The sequence below is a fragment of the Nonomuraea mangrovi genome, from assembly GCF_042681425.1.
GTDB classification, from domain to species: domain Bacteria; phylum Actinomycetota; class Actinomycetes; order Streptosporangiales; family Streptosporangiaceae; genus Nonomuraea; species Nonomuraea mangrovi.
The window spans coordinates 111,565-127,268 of sequence record NZ_JBHUFV010000043.1 but is presented as its reverse complement, the minus strand read 5'-3'; the positions used below and the strand labels follow the sequence as shown (position 1 = coordinate 127,268).

The window sequence follows — 15,704 nt, the reverse complement described above, 5'->3', positions numbered from 1 at the left end:
GGGGGTACGGTGCCACCGCGCGTCGCGTTCACGTGAAACGGATGAACGCCGCAGCGATCCGTTCCGTATGCCCCAGGGAACGAGAGGAGGACAGGTGCGGCTGGATGACGAGGCCACGTTGCGGGCGGTCTATGACGATCACGGAGGCGAGCTGTTCGCCTTCGCCAGGCGGTCGCTCGGCGACACAGGGCTGGCCGAGGACGCGGTGCAGGAGACCTTCGTCCGCGCCTGGCGTACCGCGGCCCGCTACGACCACCGGCAGTCGTCCCCGCGCACCTGGCTCTTCGCGATCTGCAGGAATGTGGTGATCGACCTCATGCGGGCGCGGTCCGTGCGGCCGCAGCCCTCGGCCGAGCAGGGGGAGGATCTGCCGGCGGGCAACGATCTGGAGGGGCTGCTGCTCGGCATGCAGGTCGAGGAGGCGCTGTGGCGCCTGTCGCCGGAGCAGCGGCACATCCTGGTGGAGGTCCATCTGCGTGACCGGGCGCCCGCCGAGGTCGCCGCCGAACTGCGGATTCCTCCAGGTACGGTGCGAAGCAGGGTGTTCTACGCGCTCAAGGCGCTCCGCCTGGTCATGGAGGAGATGGGGTGGGACGGTGATTAGCTGCCGTGACTATCAGCCCCTTCTTGGGATGTACGCGCTCGGCCGCCTGCCGGAGAGCGAGACCGCCGCGCTGCTCGCACACGCCGACGGCTGCCCCGGCTGCCGGGCCGAGCTGGACGGGTTGCGCGCGGTGGCCGGCGCGCTCGGCCACGCCGACCCCGACCGCGTGTCCCTGCCGCCCGCGCCGCCGCCCTGGCTGCGCGAGAGCGTGCTGACCGCCGTCGGCGCCCGGCACGCGCGCAGGCGCCTGCGCAGGCTGGCCTGGGCCGGAGGCCTGGCGGCGGCCGCGATCGCGGGCGTGGCGCTGCTTGCCGGGCTGTCCGGCACGGACAGGCCGATGGTGACGTACGGATCGGGCGGCATGCGGGTCTCCGCCCAGCTGGACGCCCGCCAGTGGGGCACGGCCGTGGACCTGTCGGTCAGCGGCCTGACCACCGGCCAGCGCTACCTCGTCTGGCTGGAGCACCGCGACGGCAGCCGGATCCCTGCGGGGAGCTTCACCGCGAGGGGCATGGGCCTGACCATGGAGCTGTCGGCGGCCGTGCAGGGTGACGAGGCGGTCGCGCTCGGCCTGAGCACCGTACCCGGCGGCCCGGCCGTGCTCCGCGCACCGATCAGTCGTTGACGGCCCGCGCCCGATGGGACGCGGGCCGTCCTCGCGTGGTCAAGGCGGCGCGACCATGACTCGCCCACGGTGGAGGCGCGGGCCGATCAACCGGTCCCAGGGCGGACGAGCCCGCTCTCGTAGGCGAAGACGACCGCTTGGACACGGGTGGTCACGTTCAGCTTCATCAGGATCCGGGACAGGTGCGTTTTGACGGTCGCCTCTCCCAGGTAGAGCCGGGCGGCGATCTGGGTGTTCGTCAGTCCCTGCGCCAGCAGCTTCAGCACGTCGGTCTCCCTGCCGGTGAGCGACTCCAGCTCGGCCGCCCGGCTCGTCACACGGGTCGGGTCCGGCTGCCCGGCGAACGCCGCGATCACCCGGAGGGTGACCGCCGGGTCCAGCAGGCCGCCGCCGGCCGCGACCGTCCGCACCGCCTCGATCAGATCCTCGGGCGGGGCCACCTTCAGCAGGAAGCCGCTGACTCCGGCACGCAGTGCGGCCGCGACGTGCTCGTCCTCGTCGAACGTGGTCAGCACGATGACCTTGCTTTGCGGGTGCTCCCGTACGAGCTGCCGCGATGCCTCCAAGCCGTCCATGCGCGGCATGCGTACGTCGATCAGGACGACGTCGGGGCGGGTACGCGCGATGAGGCCGAGAGCCTCGACGCCGTCGGACGCCTCGCCGACGACCTCGATGTCCGGCTCGCCGCTGAGCACCATCCGCAGGCCTACCCGGATCATCGCCTCGTCGTCGACGAGCGCCACCGAGATGGTCATCGGTGACTCCCGAGGAGCTCCCGAGCTTCAGACCTGAAGCGGAATCGGGAGCACGGGAGGGCCTTCAAGAACCGAGCAGTGCTGTTCCGCATGACGGCAACCCCTCTCTTGGCGTGGTTCAGCTGTTCGGATGGGCTGGTGATGACCAGGCCGGCCGGCCCGGGCCTACCGCCGGGCCGACGGGAGGTGAAGCCTGTCGAGGCCACGTAGGACGGGTGTGCGGTGGCAGTCGCCTGTCAAGCAGGAAGATCCGACCCGTGAGAACGGGAATCCCCGGATTCATCCGTGTCGCATCATTATTCCTACCGTGTTCGGGGGAGCGGGAATCGGGCCCGGACGGCGAAGCCACCGTCCGGTTCGGGCGCGGCATGCAGGCTGCCGTGCACCATCGCCAGCCGTTCGCGCATGCCGACCAGCCCGTGGCCGCCGCGCTTCGCGGGTGCTCCAGCCGATTCGCGCGCCACCGGTCCCGGCTCGTTGCACACCTCCAGGGTCAGCGCCTGCTCGGTGTACCCGATGACGACCGCGGTCGGAGCCGCCCCGGCGTGCCGCAGCACGTTCGTCAGCGCTTCCTGCAGCACGCGATAGGCGGTGAGGTCCAGTACCGGCGGCAGCCGCGGCAGGTCGGCCGGGGAGTCCAGGTGTACCACGAGACCGGCGGCGCGGACGTCGGAGATCAGCTCGTCGACCCGGGCCAGCGACGGGACGGGCGTCGGCCGCTCGCCGTCGACACGCTCGCGCAGGATGCCGACCAGGCCGCGCATCTCCTCCACCGTCTGCCGCCCGAGCCGCTCCAGCCCGGCCACGATCTCCTGCTCGGCGGGGCGGTTGGCGAGCAGGCGGCGCAAGCCGCCCAGTTGCAGGGTCATCACGCTGACCGAGTGCGCGACGGCGTCGTGCACCTCCCGCGCGATGCGCGTGCGCTCCTGCGCGACCGCGGTTTGGGCGTTCGCCTCCCGTTCGGCGTCGAGCGCCGCGGCCAGTTCGGCCAGCTTCACCGCCCGTTCGCCGCTGCGCCGCGCGAGCAGCCCCATGTACCAACCCGGCAGCAGGATCGCCGGCACGAAGAACAGCTCCCACAACGACTCGCCGCCGAGGACCGACGTGCCCGCGAAGGACACAGCCGCGACGCACAGCGCGACGGCCGAACGCCGCGGCGGCTCCCGCCATCCGGCCCAGGCGACCGCCCCGATGAGACCGATCATCGCCGCGCCGCCGGCACCCGGCGCGTCGAACGCCACCACGCCGACGGGGAAGCAGGCGGCCGCGACGACCGCACCGACGAGCGGGTACCAGGTCGCCACCACCACGCCGACGCCCAAGACGATCCCCGAGACCGAGATGGCCGCGGAACTGGCGCCGAAGAAGTCGTCGAGGTTCGTCTCCAGGACGGACAGAATGCCGATCAGCGGTCCGAACACCAGCGGGACGAGGCGGGGGTCCTTCAGCCTGGTCATCGTCATGGCCACCGATGGTAACCATGCCCGGTGCCCGCCGAGTCCGCCAAATGGCGGACCGCCGCCGCGTACCGGGTCCCTCGAACGGTTGACCCACGGGAGAGCCGGTCCGTCGAAGCGTGGAGCGATCACGGTACGCAACGGCTGACGCGCCGCCCGGTGTCCCGGCGGGAGAGTTCTTTCGCCAACGACACGCAACCCCGGAGGTACGACATGACCGCCCCTGCCCACACCGCGACGGCCATCACGGACGTGGTCCCCGAAACCGCCGATCAAGCCGGCCGGTTCCTGCGTCGCGTCGGCGGCTGCGCCCTGATCGCCGGCCCCCTGCTCATGTTCGCCGGCATGATGACCTGCCCGCCGCAGAGCTCCGACTCGACGGTCGACTACGTCACCTCGCTTGCCCGCGACAGTGTCCTGACGGAGCTGTCGGCGATCCTCCTGCACTACGGCCTGATCGTCGGCGCGCTGGGCGCGATGGTCGTGCCTGGGCTCATACGCGGTCGAAAGGGGCGGTGGCTGACCATGTTCGGTGCGCTGGCCGCCGCGCTCGGGCTGCTGAACGTCTCCGGCGCCGTGCGCGACGACTGGTGGCGGATGGTCATCGGCCAGCAGCTCCCGATGGACATCGCAGGGCGGATCTCGGACACCGTGGACGGGTCGGCGTTCATGCCCCTGTGGAGCGGCACCGAGATGTTCGCCTTCGTGGGCCTGCTGGCGCTGAGCGCCGGGCTCGCCCGCGCCGGTGTCGCCGGCTGGTGGCAGACCGCCGTCTATCTAGGCGCTTTCGTCGCGATGATGTTCATCCCGATCCACCTGACGTACGTGGTGGGCGGCGTGTTCAGCATGCTGTTCCTCCCGCTCGCGGTGGCCGGCGTGCGCACGTTCCAGCGCGAGCGTGCCGCGGCGTGATCCCGGCGGCGCTGTCGCCGCCGAAGCGCCGGCCGACCGGTGGCGTCGCCGCTCCCGCCCTCACCTTGGAGACCCTTGTGCCGGCGAGGCCGGGCCCCATCGCGCACCGGCCGGACGTAGAGAACGGCGGCCGGTACGGAGCCCGCGGGCGCCTGTACGCCAGGGATGGCCGACCTCGTCGGGAAAGGCGAGCTCACCCGCCTGCTACTCCGCGCCCAGACAGGCGGGCGTCACTGGGCGCCGCTGTTCTCCCAGGCGCCGAGCCGGGCGAGGCGTCCGCTCTCGGGCCGCAGCGGACGGGGGTTGCCGGCGTGGGGGAGCCAAGGATGACCGTCAGCGTCCAGCGGCACGTCGACGACAGCGTCGCAGGCGGGGCAGGTGCGGCCGGCCTCGCCGGAGGTCGTGGTGGTTCAGCTGGGGGAGCCGCTGGAAGGGGTATCCACGCGCGCGAGCTCGGCGGTCAATGCCTGCTGTAGCGCGATCCAGACCTTCGAGCCGCACGGGCGGCGCAGGATCTTCGGCCTGCTCGATCGGCATGGTCGGCGTCATCCAGCCGGTCAGCTGGCCCGCGTTCGATCTTGTACAGGGCCCCTGGCGGGTGGATCCGGCCCTGACTGCCGGCCATGGACACGTCGAGCGTGGGGGAGCGGATGGCCACTTCCAGCACACCCTTGACTAACCGGACCGTAGTCCGATAATTTCGCAGCATATTCGGACCAGGGTCCGGTTGAGCCGGATCTCGCAGCAGGAGATGAAGCATGCGCAAGACATTGCCTTTCGCCATGATGGCCGGCGCGCTGGCCGTCATGGCGGGCGGAACGGCCGTTTCGCTCGCCGAGTCACGCCCCACACAGGCCGCGGACCAGGTCATCTACCACCATCACAAGGAGAAAGGTTCCCCCTGTGAAGGATTGGAGGGATGCACCTTCGTCCAGCTGAAGGGCGACCCGAAGACCGGCCCTTCGGAGGCGATGTTCACCCTCAAGGCCGGTACCCCCTTCTCCCCTCACTGGCACACCAGCCCAGAACGCGTCGTGGGGGTCTCGGGTGTCATGCTGTGGCACTTGGAAGGGCGCAAGACCTACCGGGTCGGCGCAGGTGATTACCTCTACTACCCGTCGAAGGCGACGCATTGGGGCAAGTGCGCCCCGGGTGCCGACTGCGTCTATTACGTGTACGACTCCCAGCCCTACGACTTCCATCCTGCCGAACGCTGAAGCGGCGTTGCGTCGGTCGGACGCCTGGCCCCTCATGAGGACACCTCGGCCGGAACCCCGCCAGCGACACTGCCGGCGACCCGGTCTCAGCCTGCGTCATGTTCCCCTACATGTCGCCATCCGTCCATTGAGCTTTGGCGGCATGTCGACAAGATGGTCGCGTGAGGCCGGATCGAGGCCTCGGACTGGGTGAAGTCGTGGATGAACGCCAGATGGACGACCTCGTCACGGCCCGGTCGCCCCGGGCGCGCAGGGCGTTCAAGTCGCCGCGGAGCACCTCGGCTCCGCGGCGGAGCGCAGCTGAGGAACGGCGGTGCGTCCGGTGCGATGTGGGACAGCGGCGAGGACTCGGGGCCCTGGCCGTAGTAGGTGCCGTACCAGGCGTTCAGGCAGATGGCACCGGTGACCGAGGTGTCGGCGTCCTCGAAGCCCGGCTGGAGGGCGGGATCGTCCTGGGTGAGAGCGGCCAGCGCCGCCATGTGCGCGCTGGCTGAGCTGCCCGCGACGAACAGTGTCGACGGGGACCATGGCCGACCTCGCGGGCGAACCCGTCGTCACCACCCGGCCGGGGATATGGCAGCGCACGCTGGCCGAGCGGCTGTTTTCCGAGGCCGGGCTGGAGCTGGTGGTCGCGTGCGAGATCGACGAGGCCACCACGGCCATCGAGATGGTCAGCGCCGGGCTCGGTGTAGGGTTCGGGCCCGCATGGTATCTCCGCTCGCCGCTGGCGGCATCGCGGGCGCCGTTTTCTCCCGTACGGCTGGCCGCTCCCGGCGCCGAGCGGGTACTGCGGCTGTTCTGGCGGGAGGGGGCCTACGTGTCCGAGGCGGCCCGCCGCTTCCGCGACCACCTGACTGCCTCACTGATGGCGACTTAGGGATTGCAGACGATCAACCCGCGTGGGTGCCGTGCGTGCGCAGGTCACCTCGCCCGTACCTCCAGGCCGGACTCCAGACGAAGCAGAGCGGTGAGTGCGGCCCGGATCTTGTGCATGTCCTCGGTCAGGAGGTGGGTACCTCCATCATCAGCCGGAACCCACCCTGGGACGTGCGCCCGGCCTCCACCGCACCCCCCACCTGCGCGGCCCGCTCCACCAGTCCGACCAGCCCGCCACCAACAGATTGGGCACCAACAGGCCCGTCGCCGACCGGCTCGGTAGCTGTTTGCGCGTCATTAGGTGGGAGGCCGTCGTTGACGATCTCCAGTTGGGTGCGTCCCGCGCGGTTCGAGGTGGTGATCGAACAGGTGGTGGCGCGGCTGTGCCGCAGGATGTTCGTGACGCCCTCGCGCACGGCCCAGGCGAGGGCCTCGTCCGGCTCGCGGGACGGGGTGATCTCGGCGAGGTTGACCCGGCAGCTGATTCCGGACGATTCCAGCAGCGCCGCGGCCCGGTGCACCTCACCGGCGAGCGACATCCGCCGGTAGCCGCGAGCCACCTGACGCACCTCCTGCGCGGCCTCCCTCGCCACCTGGACCAGCGCGCCGATCTCGGTTTTCGCGGCGGGGAGATCGCGGTCCATGAGCCGGGTGGCCAGGTCGCCCTTCAACGCGATCGCGGTGATGCTGTGGCCCAGTCCGTCGTGCAGGTCGCGGGAGATCCGCAAGCGCTCCTTCAGCACCGCCGCCTCCGCCAGGTCGGCCCGCGCCTGTTCCAATTCGGCGGTGACCCGGGCCAGTCGCACGACGACGTAGATCATGGCGCCGGTGATGAGGATGGTAAGGGCGTAGAAGTACGAGCCGGTCACGTTGTGGAAGATGCTTTGTAGCCACCAGAACTCCACCGCCATCATCGTCATCACCAGGACGCCGCCCCAGCGCAGCGGGAGCAGCAGGAGCATCGGCCCGGCCAGCAGCGGCGCGGTTCCGGCCGACCAGCCTGTGAACCCGAGGGCCTCCGGCAGGTAGGTGGCGAGCACCTGCACCGCCAGTGTCGCGGGGAGCCACCGGGACCGGGTGCCAGTGAGAGCCTGCCGTACATGAAGAAGATGCGGCCAGTAGAAAGCGGTCAGCGCCACGAGCCGCCCGGCGTTGACCGAGGTGGAGGCGGTCGTGAGGGAAGCCACGAGGGGGATGATCGTGTAGCCGACCGAGACCAGGACGATCAGCGCGATCCCGAGCCGCCGCGCGAGGATGGAGTTCATGATCGGCCCATTACGACTTCCTGGGCTCCCAGCGGAACCACCTCCTGATCGAGAACAGCGCGACCGCCGCCCACACCGCCAGAACCAGAGTCGGCACAGCTGCCGCCGCTAGGTCGGAGCCGAGTGTTCCAGCCCCGTAGGCGGGGCGGACCGCGTCCACCACCGCGGTGGTGGGCAGGGCGGCGAGGAGTGGGTGCAGCCAGGAAGGCAGCAGGTTCATGATCGGGCCCATCGCCCCTGCGGCGAATCCCGCCAGGAAGAAAAGCGGCATCGTCATGGCAGCCGCGAGTTCCCCGCGTGGGATCGCAGCCGTCCACGCCACCCCCAGCGTCGCCAGCACCGCCGAACCCGCGACCGCGAACATCGCGAACAGCACCGGACTCCTCGGCAGCGGCAGATCGGCCAGGAGGTGTACGGCCACGGCCGACACGATCATCAGGGCGACCGTCTGCGTGACGGTGTTTGCGACCTCGCCAAGGAGAATCTGCCGGTCGGTGAGCAGGGTGGTGCGCAGCCGTTTGAGCAGGAGCTGGTCGCGTCGCATGGTCAGGGCGACGGTGATGTTCAGGAACGCGGTCCCCGACAGGATGAGCGCGAGCGTCCCCACGAACATCTGCGCCGCGGCCGTGGTGCCGTCGGCCTGAACGTTGCGCATCAGCGTCGGCATCCCGATCGCCAGCCCCAACGGGGTGATCACGGAGGCGAGCAGCATGCCCTTGTCGCGCCAGAACAGCCGAGCGCTCAGCTTGTAGGTGGCCGTGAGGCTCATCGGCGTGGGTCCCATCGGAAGCGGAAGCGAATGGTGACCAGAGTGAGGAGGGCCCACAAGGTCAGGTTCAGGACGGGCCCGGTCAGTGTCGTGAGCTCGCCGCCCCGGTAGGCGAGTCCGGCGATCTCGACCATCGCTCCGGTCGGCAGCAGGTCGAGTGTCCACTGGACCCAGCCGGGCAGGAGTCCGGTGACGAACGGCCCATATCCTCCGGCTCCGACCACGCTGGCCAGCATGAACGGGATCGTGGCGGGGGCGTTGAGATCGGGGCGGCGGGTCACGATCGAGAAGACGACCCCGATCAGCGCCAGTACCCCGGCCACTGCGACGACGCACGCCGCGAACAGCACCGGCAGCTTGGGTGGCGGGAGGTAGGTGCAGATGTAGAGGATCACCGAGACGAGGGCCGACAGGAGAGTGGCCTGCGTAACGATGTTGACCAGCTCGCCACCGATGATGGCCCGCCCGCGCAGGCCCGAGGCGCGTAGCCGCTTGAGAACCAGCAGCTCCCGCCTGGTCGACAGCGCCACGGCCGTCTGGGTGGTCGCGACGATGGTCAGGACCATGGCGAGCATGCCGAGATGCATGCCGAGCACCACTTCCATGTCGCGGCTTCGGAGTGAGGCGGCGATCAGCAGCGGCAGGCCCGCGCCCAGGAAGACGCTGAGCAGCGCGATGCCACCGACGGCCCGTCCGTCGCCCCAGAACAGCCGCCCGCCCAGCCGCGCCACGGCCAACACCTCACGCACGGGCGTCACCACTCCGGCCAGGGCGGTCGCTTCCGGCAGATACATCGTTTTGGGGAATTTCGTAGCTTTGGGCCAGTTCCAGAAACAGGTCTTCCAGTGACGCCGTCCGGGCCTCCAGGCGGCGTAGGCGCAGGCCGCGTTCGCTCGCCCAGCTCAGCAGCGTCTGGGCGGCCAGGTCGGGGTCAGCGGCCTGGACGACGGCGAGGCTGCCCCGCACGGTCGCGGGCAGCGGCAGCTCTCCGGGACGGATCACGGACGGCAGCTCGAATGAGACCCGCCCCACCCGCGCGGCCAGCGTCTCGGCCATGTCACCGCCGATGACGATCTCACCCCTGTCCATGATGGCCAGTTTCGTCGCCAACTGCTGGGCCTCCTCCAGGTAGTGGGTTGTCAGCAGCACGGTCGTGCCTCGTGCGGCGAGGTCGCGGACGACCTGCCAGATGTTGCGGCGGGCCTCGGGGTCCATGCCGGTTGTCGGCTCGTCCAGGAACAGCCCGTCGGGTCGGCCCAGCAGGGCCAGTGCCAGGTCCAGGCGGCGCTTCTCGCCGCCGGACAGCTGCCGCACCTTCGTCTTCTCCTTCGCCGTCAGGCCCGCCAACTCCAGCGCCTCGCTCGCGGGGCGCGCGGCGGGGGTGAAGTCACGCCAGATCTCGACCGTGTGACCGGCTGTCAGCTCGGGGAAGAATCCGGCCTCCTGCAGCATGATGCCGACGTTGCCACGCACCTGGGCGCGGTCCCTGATCGGGTCGAGGCGCAGCACCCTGACCGTACCGGTGTCCGGCTTCTGGAACCCTGTGAGCAGCTCGATCGTCGTGGTCTTGCCCGCGCCGTTGCGGCCGAGCAGGGCGAAGACCGTTCCCGCCTCAACCTCGAACGAAATGTCGTTGACCGCCTGGAATCTGCCGTAGCTCTTGCCGAGGTGGTTCACCTGTATGGCTGGCACGCCTTGATTCTTCGCCAGGGGCGGCGGCGGAGACAGTGAGGAATTCACGACTTCGCGAGCAGGCCGAGTAGGCGACCGGTCTCCGCATGTGGGTTCTCGAAATAGTGCCCGGGCGCCACGCCACGGGCCATGGCCGGCTTCTCCTGTGCGTTGGAGCTGGATCAACCGGACTGCAAGTCGGCGATTCTACGCTGCCGCCATGCGTCTGGCCGCCTCGCTCGCCCTGTTATCCCTGGCCCTCACCGGCCTGGTGTCCACCAGCTCCCTGACCGGCACCGCCCATGCCGCCACCTGCTCGCGCGGCAGCGGCCCCGACCTGTCGGGCCGCGACCTCACCCGCGCTACCCTCCCTCCGGATCTGAGCTGCGCGAACCTGCGCGGCGCGAAGCTGGCCGGCGTGCGTCTGCCGCACAACCTCTACCAGGCCGACCTGCGCGGCGCCGACCTCACCGAGGCGGACCTGTCCGGCGTCGACGCCCGCTCCGCGCTCTTCACCAAGGCGCAGTTGCAGGATGCCAAGCTGTACGGCGCACGCCTGGAGGGCGCCGACTTCCGCGAGGCTGAGATGGACCGGGCCACCCTCCACTCCGCCCAGCTCGACGGCGCCCGCCTGAACGGGGCGAGCCTGGTCTCCGCCACCCTCTACGGCATGGACGCGAGGAAGGCGGATTTCAGCAAGGCCAAGCTGGGTCAGGCCATCATGTACGACAGTCTGCTCATCGACACGGTCATGCGCGGCGCCGACCTGAGCGAGGTCATGCTCTACAGCTCCACGATGACTGGGACGGTCTTCGACGGTGCCGTGCTGACCCACTCCCGGCTGGACGGCTCCGACCTGACCCGCGCCACCTTCACTGGGGCCAACATCAGCCGGGTGGACCTGCGCCGCTCGCGTGGGATCAACCTGGCTGGGAGCAAAGGCATGCCCGCCGACCTGCCGGAACCGGCCGAGGACTGCGCGCCGGGCAGCGGCCCCGACTTCTCCGGGCAGGACTTCACTCAGGTCACCGCCTTCCCCGACGACCTGAGCTGCGCCGACCTTACCGGCGCCCGGCTGGACGGCGTCGACCTGTCCTCGGTCAAGCTGCGCAAGACGGTCCTGCGGCGCGTCTCGGCCAACGGCGCCTCGCTGCGCTATCTGAGCCGCGCCGACCTGACCGGAGCTCAGCTCAGCGGCGCCCAGTTCACCAGCGGAAAGCTGGACGGCGCGCGGCTGGTCGACGCCAACCTCACCGATGCCCGCTTCACCAGCGCGGACGCGCGCAATGCCGACTTCCGCGGCGCCACGCTGATCCGTGCGGACTTCCAGAGCGGGATGCTCTCTGGAGCCCGCTTCGCCGGGGCCGACGTCACCGACCTCGACCTCGGTCACGGCGACACCGGTGCCGACCTGTCCGGCTCGCACGCTACCCTCGCGCTCGGGTGGAAGATCTTCTGGGGGATCCTCGCCGGGCTGCTGCTCCTGATCGCCTACGGCATCGCGAGAGGCTCGGCCAAGCGCCGCCGCGCTCGCCGTGAGCGTGAGGCCCGTGCTGCCGTCCGGCTGGCTGAGATCAGGTCCGAGTTGACTGAGGAGGTGACACGCTTCGGCGAGGAGATCGACGCGGCGGACGACCGCACGCGGGAGGCGAGCGCCACGGATTGGCACCGCGTCCTGGACGCCTACGAGCAGGCCAGGGAGCAGGTGGAAAAGGCGACCGTGATCGGGGACCTCAACCAGGCGCGCGACACGCTGGCCCGGGGGCGCAAGGCGCTGAAGCGGATCATGGACAAATAACGCTTCCCGCCACTGTCCACCTGGGCAAGGCGGTGCCCGAAGTGATGGGGCCGCCCGTGGATCTGGCGCCGGACTGGGGGTCAAGCCTTCGTACCGGCTCAGGGGGCGGTGGGGGTCGCCCAATCCGCTGCTCGCGCTCCGAGCGCGTGCTCGACCGAGTGCGAGGCTCCGGCCGAGTACGCGCCCGAGGTGGATCAGCGCTGTGCCTCAAGCTCGGCGTGAACGCCCAGGACGGCTTGACCGGCCGGGCCGGCCCAGTTGTCGGCGAGCTCTGCCAGCAGCGGACGGGTGGTGTTGAGCACGGCGCCGGAGCGTTCCATGCGGCGCAGCGCCATCTCGTCGCTGACCGGGCTGAGCGACCCGGAGGCATCTACGACGACCTGGACCTCGTAGCCGTCGGCGAGCGCGCTGAGGACCGGGTAGACCACGCACACGTCGGTGGTCACACCGGCGACGATCAGACGTCGGCGACCGGTGTTCTTGACGGCGGCGGCGAAGGTGGGGTCGGCCATCGCGTTGACCACTCCTGTGCGCTGGATCCGCGCGAAGTACTCCGCGGGCATGATCTGCTCGAGGTCGGGGATCAGCGGCCCCTGAACCTGGTCCTCCATGCTGGTGGTCAGCACGGTCGGCATGCCCAGCGCCTTGACCGTCTTGGCCAGGCGGACGGTGTTGGCCCGCAGTTCGTCGTGATCGGCCGAGCCGACCCAGCCGATCGTCCCCACCTGGTGATCGATCAGCAGCACAGCGGCGTCGTCCGGGGTGAAGGGCACGTAAGTCAGGCGCTCGCACGTCACCCAGACCATCCAGAAGCTGGAACGGCGAATCGGCGCCCCGCTGTTCGAACGGACCAGCCGCCGGGTAGCCCTCGCTTCGATCGGTCGAAGGCTGTACGACGACCTCGCGCCGGCGCACGCGCAGATCCAGGTCGGGCTGGACCGGGCCATCGCGGCGGCCAGAGGGATCAGCGGCCTGCTGCACCTCGGGTTCGCCGGAGCCGCAGCCGGCCAGGTGGCGCTGGAAGCCGTCACCGCGTTCCGCGGGCGCCATCCCGACTGCCAGGTCCGGCTGCACGAACTGCACATGTCCGACTTCCTACAGCGGCTGCGCACCGAGGAGGTGGACGTGGCGATTGTCTGCTTTCCTGTCAGGGAACCCGATCTGACCACTGGCCCGGTCCTGTTCACCGAGCAGCGCATGCTGGCGGTCAACGCCGGACACCCCTTCAGCGGTCGCGCCTCGGTGAGCCTGGAGGACCTGGCCCGCGGCGTCCTCCTGCAGCCGCCCACCTCCCTGCCCGCCTACTGGCGTCTGGACCGGGCGCCGCAGACCACCCCTTCAGGAAAGCCCATCCGCCAGGGCCAGGCCACGGAAACAGTCCAGGAAGCACTCGCTCTGGTCGGGGCGGGCGCCGGAATGCTCGTCGTGGGCGCGCAGGCCGTCCGCTACTACGCCCGTCCCGATGTCGTCTACGTGCCCTTTGACGACGCTCCGCCGTTCGAATGGGGGCTGGTCTGGCGTACCACCGGCGCTACCACCCGGGTCAGCGCCTTCGCCCAAGCCGCCGTCCACGAAAAGACCGCGCTATGAACGCCGATTCCAACGGGCCGCTCTCGACTGGCGGTGGGTGTGCCGTGCTCGTCCGGTGACGCTGGAAGACATGCTTGCCTACTGCTCGACTCAGGACGTGAGCGCCCCCTGCTGGCCGGGGGCGCTCGAAGGTCCGGCGGTGCCCCCGCAGCTTCCCCCCGACGAGGGCACCACTAAGTCCAGAATATGACGATTTGTCCAGTTCGCTATGTATGCGACGTGGTGCTCCCCGGATGGCCACGAGATCGAGCCGATCAGCCTCAACGGAAGCCGGCGGTTGCGCATCTCAAGGCGCGCTCCCACTGGCGCCCTCTTCTTCGTGGCCTACGTCTGGACGGTCGAAGAGGTCGCGCGCTACGTCGAGCTGGACGACCTCGTCGAGGTCCTCCAGATCGGGGCAAAGCGCCGTTCACGCAAACGATCACCGGCTCCCGGTAAACCGGGGCGTCATGGAGGACCGCGAGATCCCGCGCGGGCTGACCTGATCGCTGAGGAGCGGACGCGGTTCACCCCAGAAGACCGCTGGTCGAGTCGGGGCCGCGGTCAGCGCGGCACCTGCACGGGATCGATGGTGAATGCCTTGTAGAGCTGGGTGACGTCCAGCACCCGCTGGAGCACACCATGGACGTGGCAAAGGCGCAGTCTGCATCCCGCTTGCAGGGCAGCACGCTGTACGTGCAACAGCGCACGCAGCCCCTCGGAGCCGCAGAACGTCAGCGCCGCAACATCTATCTCGACGAAGCGGGGCCGATTCGACAAGGCCGTCTCCATGGCGTCCAGCAGCGTCGAGGTCGTGTTCACATCAAGTTCGCCGGCCACACGCACCACCGAATAGCCATCATGGAAGCGCACGTCGGCCGTGAGGATGGTCATGGATGACCTCCTCCTTCTGTTCGAGGGGAGACGTGTGTCGCCCGCACGTCTCATGGCCGACACGTGATCGTGCCGACCCCCAACGCATCGCCGTGGACGCCCGTATGGCGGGCGATGCGTTCGGCTGATCCATGACCTCGATTCCGGGTCACTTCGACCCTGTGTGCGCCCTCCGACAAGCCGGGGCCTAATCGAGTGACGAAGCGACGGGATGCCGCTCAGCAGGCGGCTGAACGAGAGGTTCGTTCCCCACTCGTCGATCCTTAACCCGTTTGTGCGTATTTATCCCATGCGCGGCAAAAGACCACTCCATCCACCCCTTGCGAGGATGAGCGAGGCGTCATCGTGTTCTTGCCCGAAGCGCGCCGCCATCTCGTGCTCGTCGTGAATCCTGCGGTCGTCGGGTCGTCGGGTCGTCGGGTCGCCGCCGGAGCCGGCCACGGTGGACATGAGCAGGCTGACCACGGCCGCGCCGGCGGCCACGTTGCCCGCCGTAGCCCACGCCACGTCGAACAGGCCGACGGCCTCTCCGCCGATGATGCCCAGGGCCGCGATCGCGGCCGCCCGGACGCCGCGCTCGGCGGCGTCCATCCAGAACGGGCTTGCATGTTGATCTCCTCGTGTGCGGCGGGGGACGAGGAAGTCGCCGGCCACGAAGAGGACTCACTGTCACGTACGGGCTGGTCACGTTGTTGCGCCGTGCGGACCAGGTAGAGGTGGACCAGAGGGTCGATCAAGGCGTGACGTCGAGGCACACGAACGCCTCTTTCACAGCCGTCGCCGATAGGCAGATCGGCCAGGTGCCGTTGGTGGCCGTGCAAGCTGGATCGGCAGGCGCGGAGCCGGTTGCGCAGGGCGGCGGACCTTTCGTGGAGGGTCCAAGCGGAACCCCCACGAAACCTCACAAGATCAAGCGCTGTCGGCTATGGCTCGACGCTCCCGTTCCACATCGGCCCGACGAGGACGGAGCAGCGCCCGCCGCCTTCTTTCACTCTTCGCTGTCGTAGGCGCGCAGCTCGCGGCGCGCCTGATGACGGCTGCGCCGACGCTCCTCCCGTCGGAAGGAGTACCACTCCCGATTCCCACCCCTGGTACCGCAACCGAACACGTAGAAGGCGGGGGCACCCCAGTGGCAGCCGCCCTTGCGGTGGCCCAGGGACGCGCTCTCCGCGGTGATCTCGTCCGGCAACGTGCACGGCCCGAACCGATGATCATGCACGGGCAGGCAGGTCACCATCGGCCGGTCGGCCATCCGCACCCACCAGGGCCGGGTCTTGTCGGTCTTGCTCATA

17 protein-coding genes are annotated in these 15,704 nt (G+C 69.7%); 7 read left to right on the top strand and 10 right to left on the bottom strand.

Annotation, left to right across the window (positions count from 1 at the left end; all coding sequences use genetic code 11):
• Positions 1–94: 94 nt before the first annotated feature.
• Both ACFSKW_RS28720 and ACFSKW_RS28715 read left to right on the top strand, forming a co-directional pair.
• Positions 95–604, top strand: coding sequence for a sigma-70 family RNA polymerase sigma factor (locus tag ACFSKW_RS28720; RefSeq protein WP_379575581.1), 510 nt, complete (start codon positions 95–97; stop codon positions 602–604).
• On the top strand, positions 597–1,229 hold the full coding sequence (locus tag ACFSKW_RS28715; RefSeq protein WP_379575580.1) for an anti-sigma factor family protein: 633 nt from the start codon (positions 597–599) through the stop codon (positions 1,227–1,229). The genes ACFSKW_RS28720 and ACFSKW_RS28715 overlap by 8 nt, the downstream gene beginning before the upstream one ends.
• 86 nt (positions 1,230–1,315) lie before the next feature.
• On the opposite strand, the gene ACFSKW_RS28710 is transcribed toward ACFSKW_RS28715, so the two are convergent.
• The gene (locus ACFSKW_RS28710; protein WP_379575579.1) at positions 1,316–1,984 is read right to left on the bottom strand and encodes a response regulator; all 669 of its coding nucleotides are present in this window, start codon (positions 1,982–1,984) and stop codon (positions 1,316–1,318) included.
• Positions 1,985–2,286: 302 nt separating this feature from the next.
• Positions 2,287–3,447 (bottom strand): sensor histidine kinase, encoded by a 1,161-nt coding sequence (locus ACFSKW_RS28705; RefSeq protein ID WP_379575578.1) that lies wholly within the window; start codon positions 3,445–3,447, stop codon positions 2,287–2,289.
• A gap of 207 nt (positions 3,448–3,654) precedes the next feature.
• Between ACFSKW_RS28705 and ACFSKW_RS28700 the strand changes: the two genes are divergently transcribed.
• The 3 genes from ACFSKW_RS28700 to ACFSKW_RS28690 all read left to right on the top strand — a co-directional run bounded on the left by ACFSKW_RS28700 (position 3,655) and on the right by ACFSKW_RS28690 (position 6,447).
• The gene (locus ACFSKW_RS28700; RefSeq protein ID WP_379575577.1) at positions 3,655–4,353 is read left to right on the top strand and encodes a hypothetical protein; all 699 of its coding nucleotides are present in this window, start codon (positions 3,655–3,657) and stop codon (positions 4,351–4,353) included.
• A 758-nt stretch (positions 4,354–5,111) separates the two neighbouring features.
• Positions 5,112–5,570, top strand: coding sequence for a cupin domain-containing protein (locus ACFSKW_RS28695; protein WP_379575576.1), 459 nt, complete (start codon positions 5,112–5,114; stop codon positions 5,568–5,570).
• Positions 5,571–6,096: 526 nt separating this feature from the next.
• A complete protein-coding gene (locus tag ACFSKW_RS28690; RefSeq protein ID WP_379575575.1) occupies positions 6,097–6,447 on the top strand; it encodes a LysR family transcriptional regulator substrate-binding protein in 351 nt (116 codons plus the stop codon).
• 124 nt (positions 6,448–6,571) lie between these two features.
• On the opposite strand, the gene ACFSKW_RS28685 is transcribed toward ACFSKW_RS28690, so the two are convergent.
• The 4 genes from ACFSKW_RS28685 to ACFSKW_RS28670 are packed head-to-tail and all read right to left on the bottom strand — an operon-like array spanning position 6,572 to position 10,172.
• Positions 6,572–7,711 carry a sensor histidine kinase gene (locus tag ACFSKW_RS28685; RefSeq protein WP_379575574.1) on the bottom strand — a complete coding sequence of 380 codons (1,140 nt, stop codon included), beginning with the start codon at positions 7,709–7,711 and terminating at the stop codon, positions 6,572–6,574.
• Positions 7,712–7,721: 10 nt separating this feature from the next.
• Positions 7,722–8,480, bottom strand: a complete 759-nt coding sequence (locus ACFSKW_RS28680) for an ABC transporter permease (RefSeq protein ID WP_379575573.1) — start codon at positions 8,478–8,480, stop codon at positions 7,722–7,724.
• Entirely contained in the window at positions 8,477–9,229 is a 753-nt protein-coding gene (locus ACFSKW_RS28675) for an ABC transporter permease (protein ID WP_379575572.1), read from the bottom strand. The genes ACFSKW_RS28680 and ACFSKW_RS28675 overlap by 4 nt, the downstream gene beginning before the upstream one ends.
• Positions 9,222–10,172, bottom strand: a complete 951-nt coding sequence (locus ACFSKW_RS28670; protein WP_379575571.1) for an ABC transporter ATP-binding protein — start codon at positions 10,170–10,172, stop codon at positions 9,222–9,224. The genes ACFSKW_RS28675 and ACFSKW_RS28670 overlap by 8 nt, the downstream gene beginning before the upstream one ends.
• 199 nt (positions 10,173–10,371) lie before the next feature.
• Between ACFSKW_RS28670 and ACFSKW_RS28665 the strand changes: the two genes are divergently transcribed.
• Positions 10,372–11,949, top strand: coding sequence for a pentapeptide repeat-containing protein (locus ACFSKW_RS28665; RefSeq protein ID WP_379575570.1), 1,578 nt, complete (start codon positions 10,372–10,374; stop codon positions 11,947–11,949).
• A 194-nt stretch (positions 11,950–12,143) separates the two neighbouring features.
• Here the strand turns inward: ACFSKW_RS28665 and ACFSKW_RS28660 are convergent, their stop codons facing one another.
• A complete protein-coding gene (locus tag ACFSKW_RS28660; protein ID WP_379575569.1) occupies positions 12,144–12,755 on the bottom strand; it encodes an isochorismatase family protein in 612 nt (203 codons plus the stop codon).
• Between ACFSKW_RS28660 and ACFSKW_RS28655 the strand changes: the two genes are divergently transcribed.
• Positions 12,754–13,539 (top strand): LysR family transcriptional regulator, encoded by a 786-nt coding sequence (locus tag ACFSKW_RS28655; RefSeq protein ID WP_379575705.1) that lies wholly within the window; start codon positions 12,754–12,756, stop codon positions 13,537–13,539. The genes ACFSKW_RS28660 and ACFSKW_RS28655 overlap by 2 nt on opposite strands.
• 543 nt (positions 13,540–14,082) lie before the next feature.
• On the opposite strand, the gene ACFSKW_RS28650 is transcribed toward ACFSKW_RS28655, so the two are convergent.
• The 3 genes from ACFSKW_RS28650 to ACFSKW_RS28640 form a co-directional block, all read right to left on the bottom strand.
• Entirely contained in the window at positions 14,083–14,412 is a 330-nt protein-coding gene (locus tag ACFSKW_RS28650) for an STAS domain-containing protein (protein WP_379575568.1), read from the bottom strand.
• A gap of 282 nt (positions 14,413–14,694) precedes the next feature.
• Positions 14,695–15,003: a holin gene (locus ACFSKW_RS28645; RefSeq protein WP_379575567.1), complete on the bottom strand. Its 309-nt coding sequence runs from the start codon at positions 15,001–15,003 to the stop codon at positions 14,695–14,697.
• A 397-nt stretch (positions 15,004–15,400) separates the two neighbouring features.
• Positions 15,401–15,703, bottom strand: coding sequence for a hypothetical protein (locus ACFSKW_RS28640; RefSeq protein ID WP_379575566.1), 303 nt, complete (start codon positions 15,701–15,703; stop codon positions 15,401–15,403).
• Between the last annotated feature and the right edge of the window lies 1 nt (position 15,704).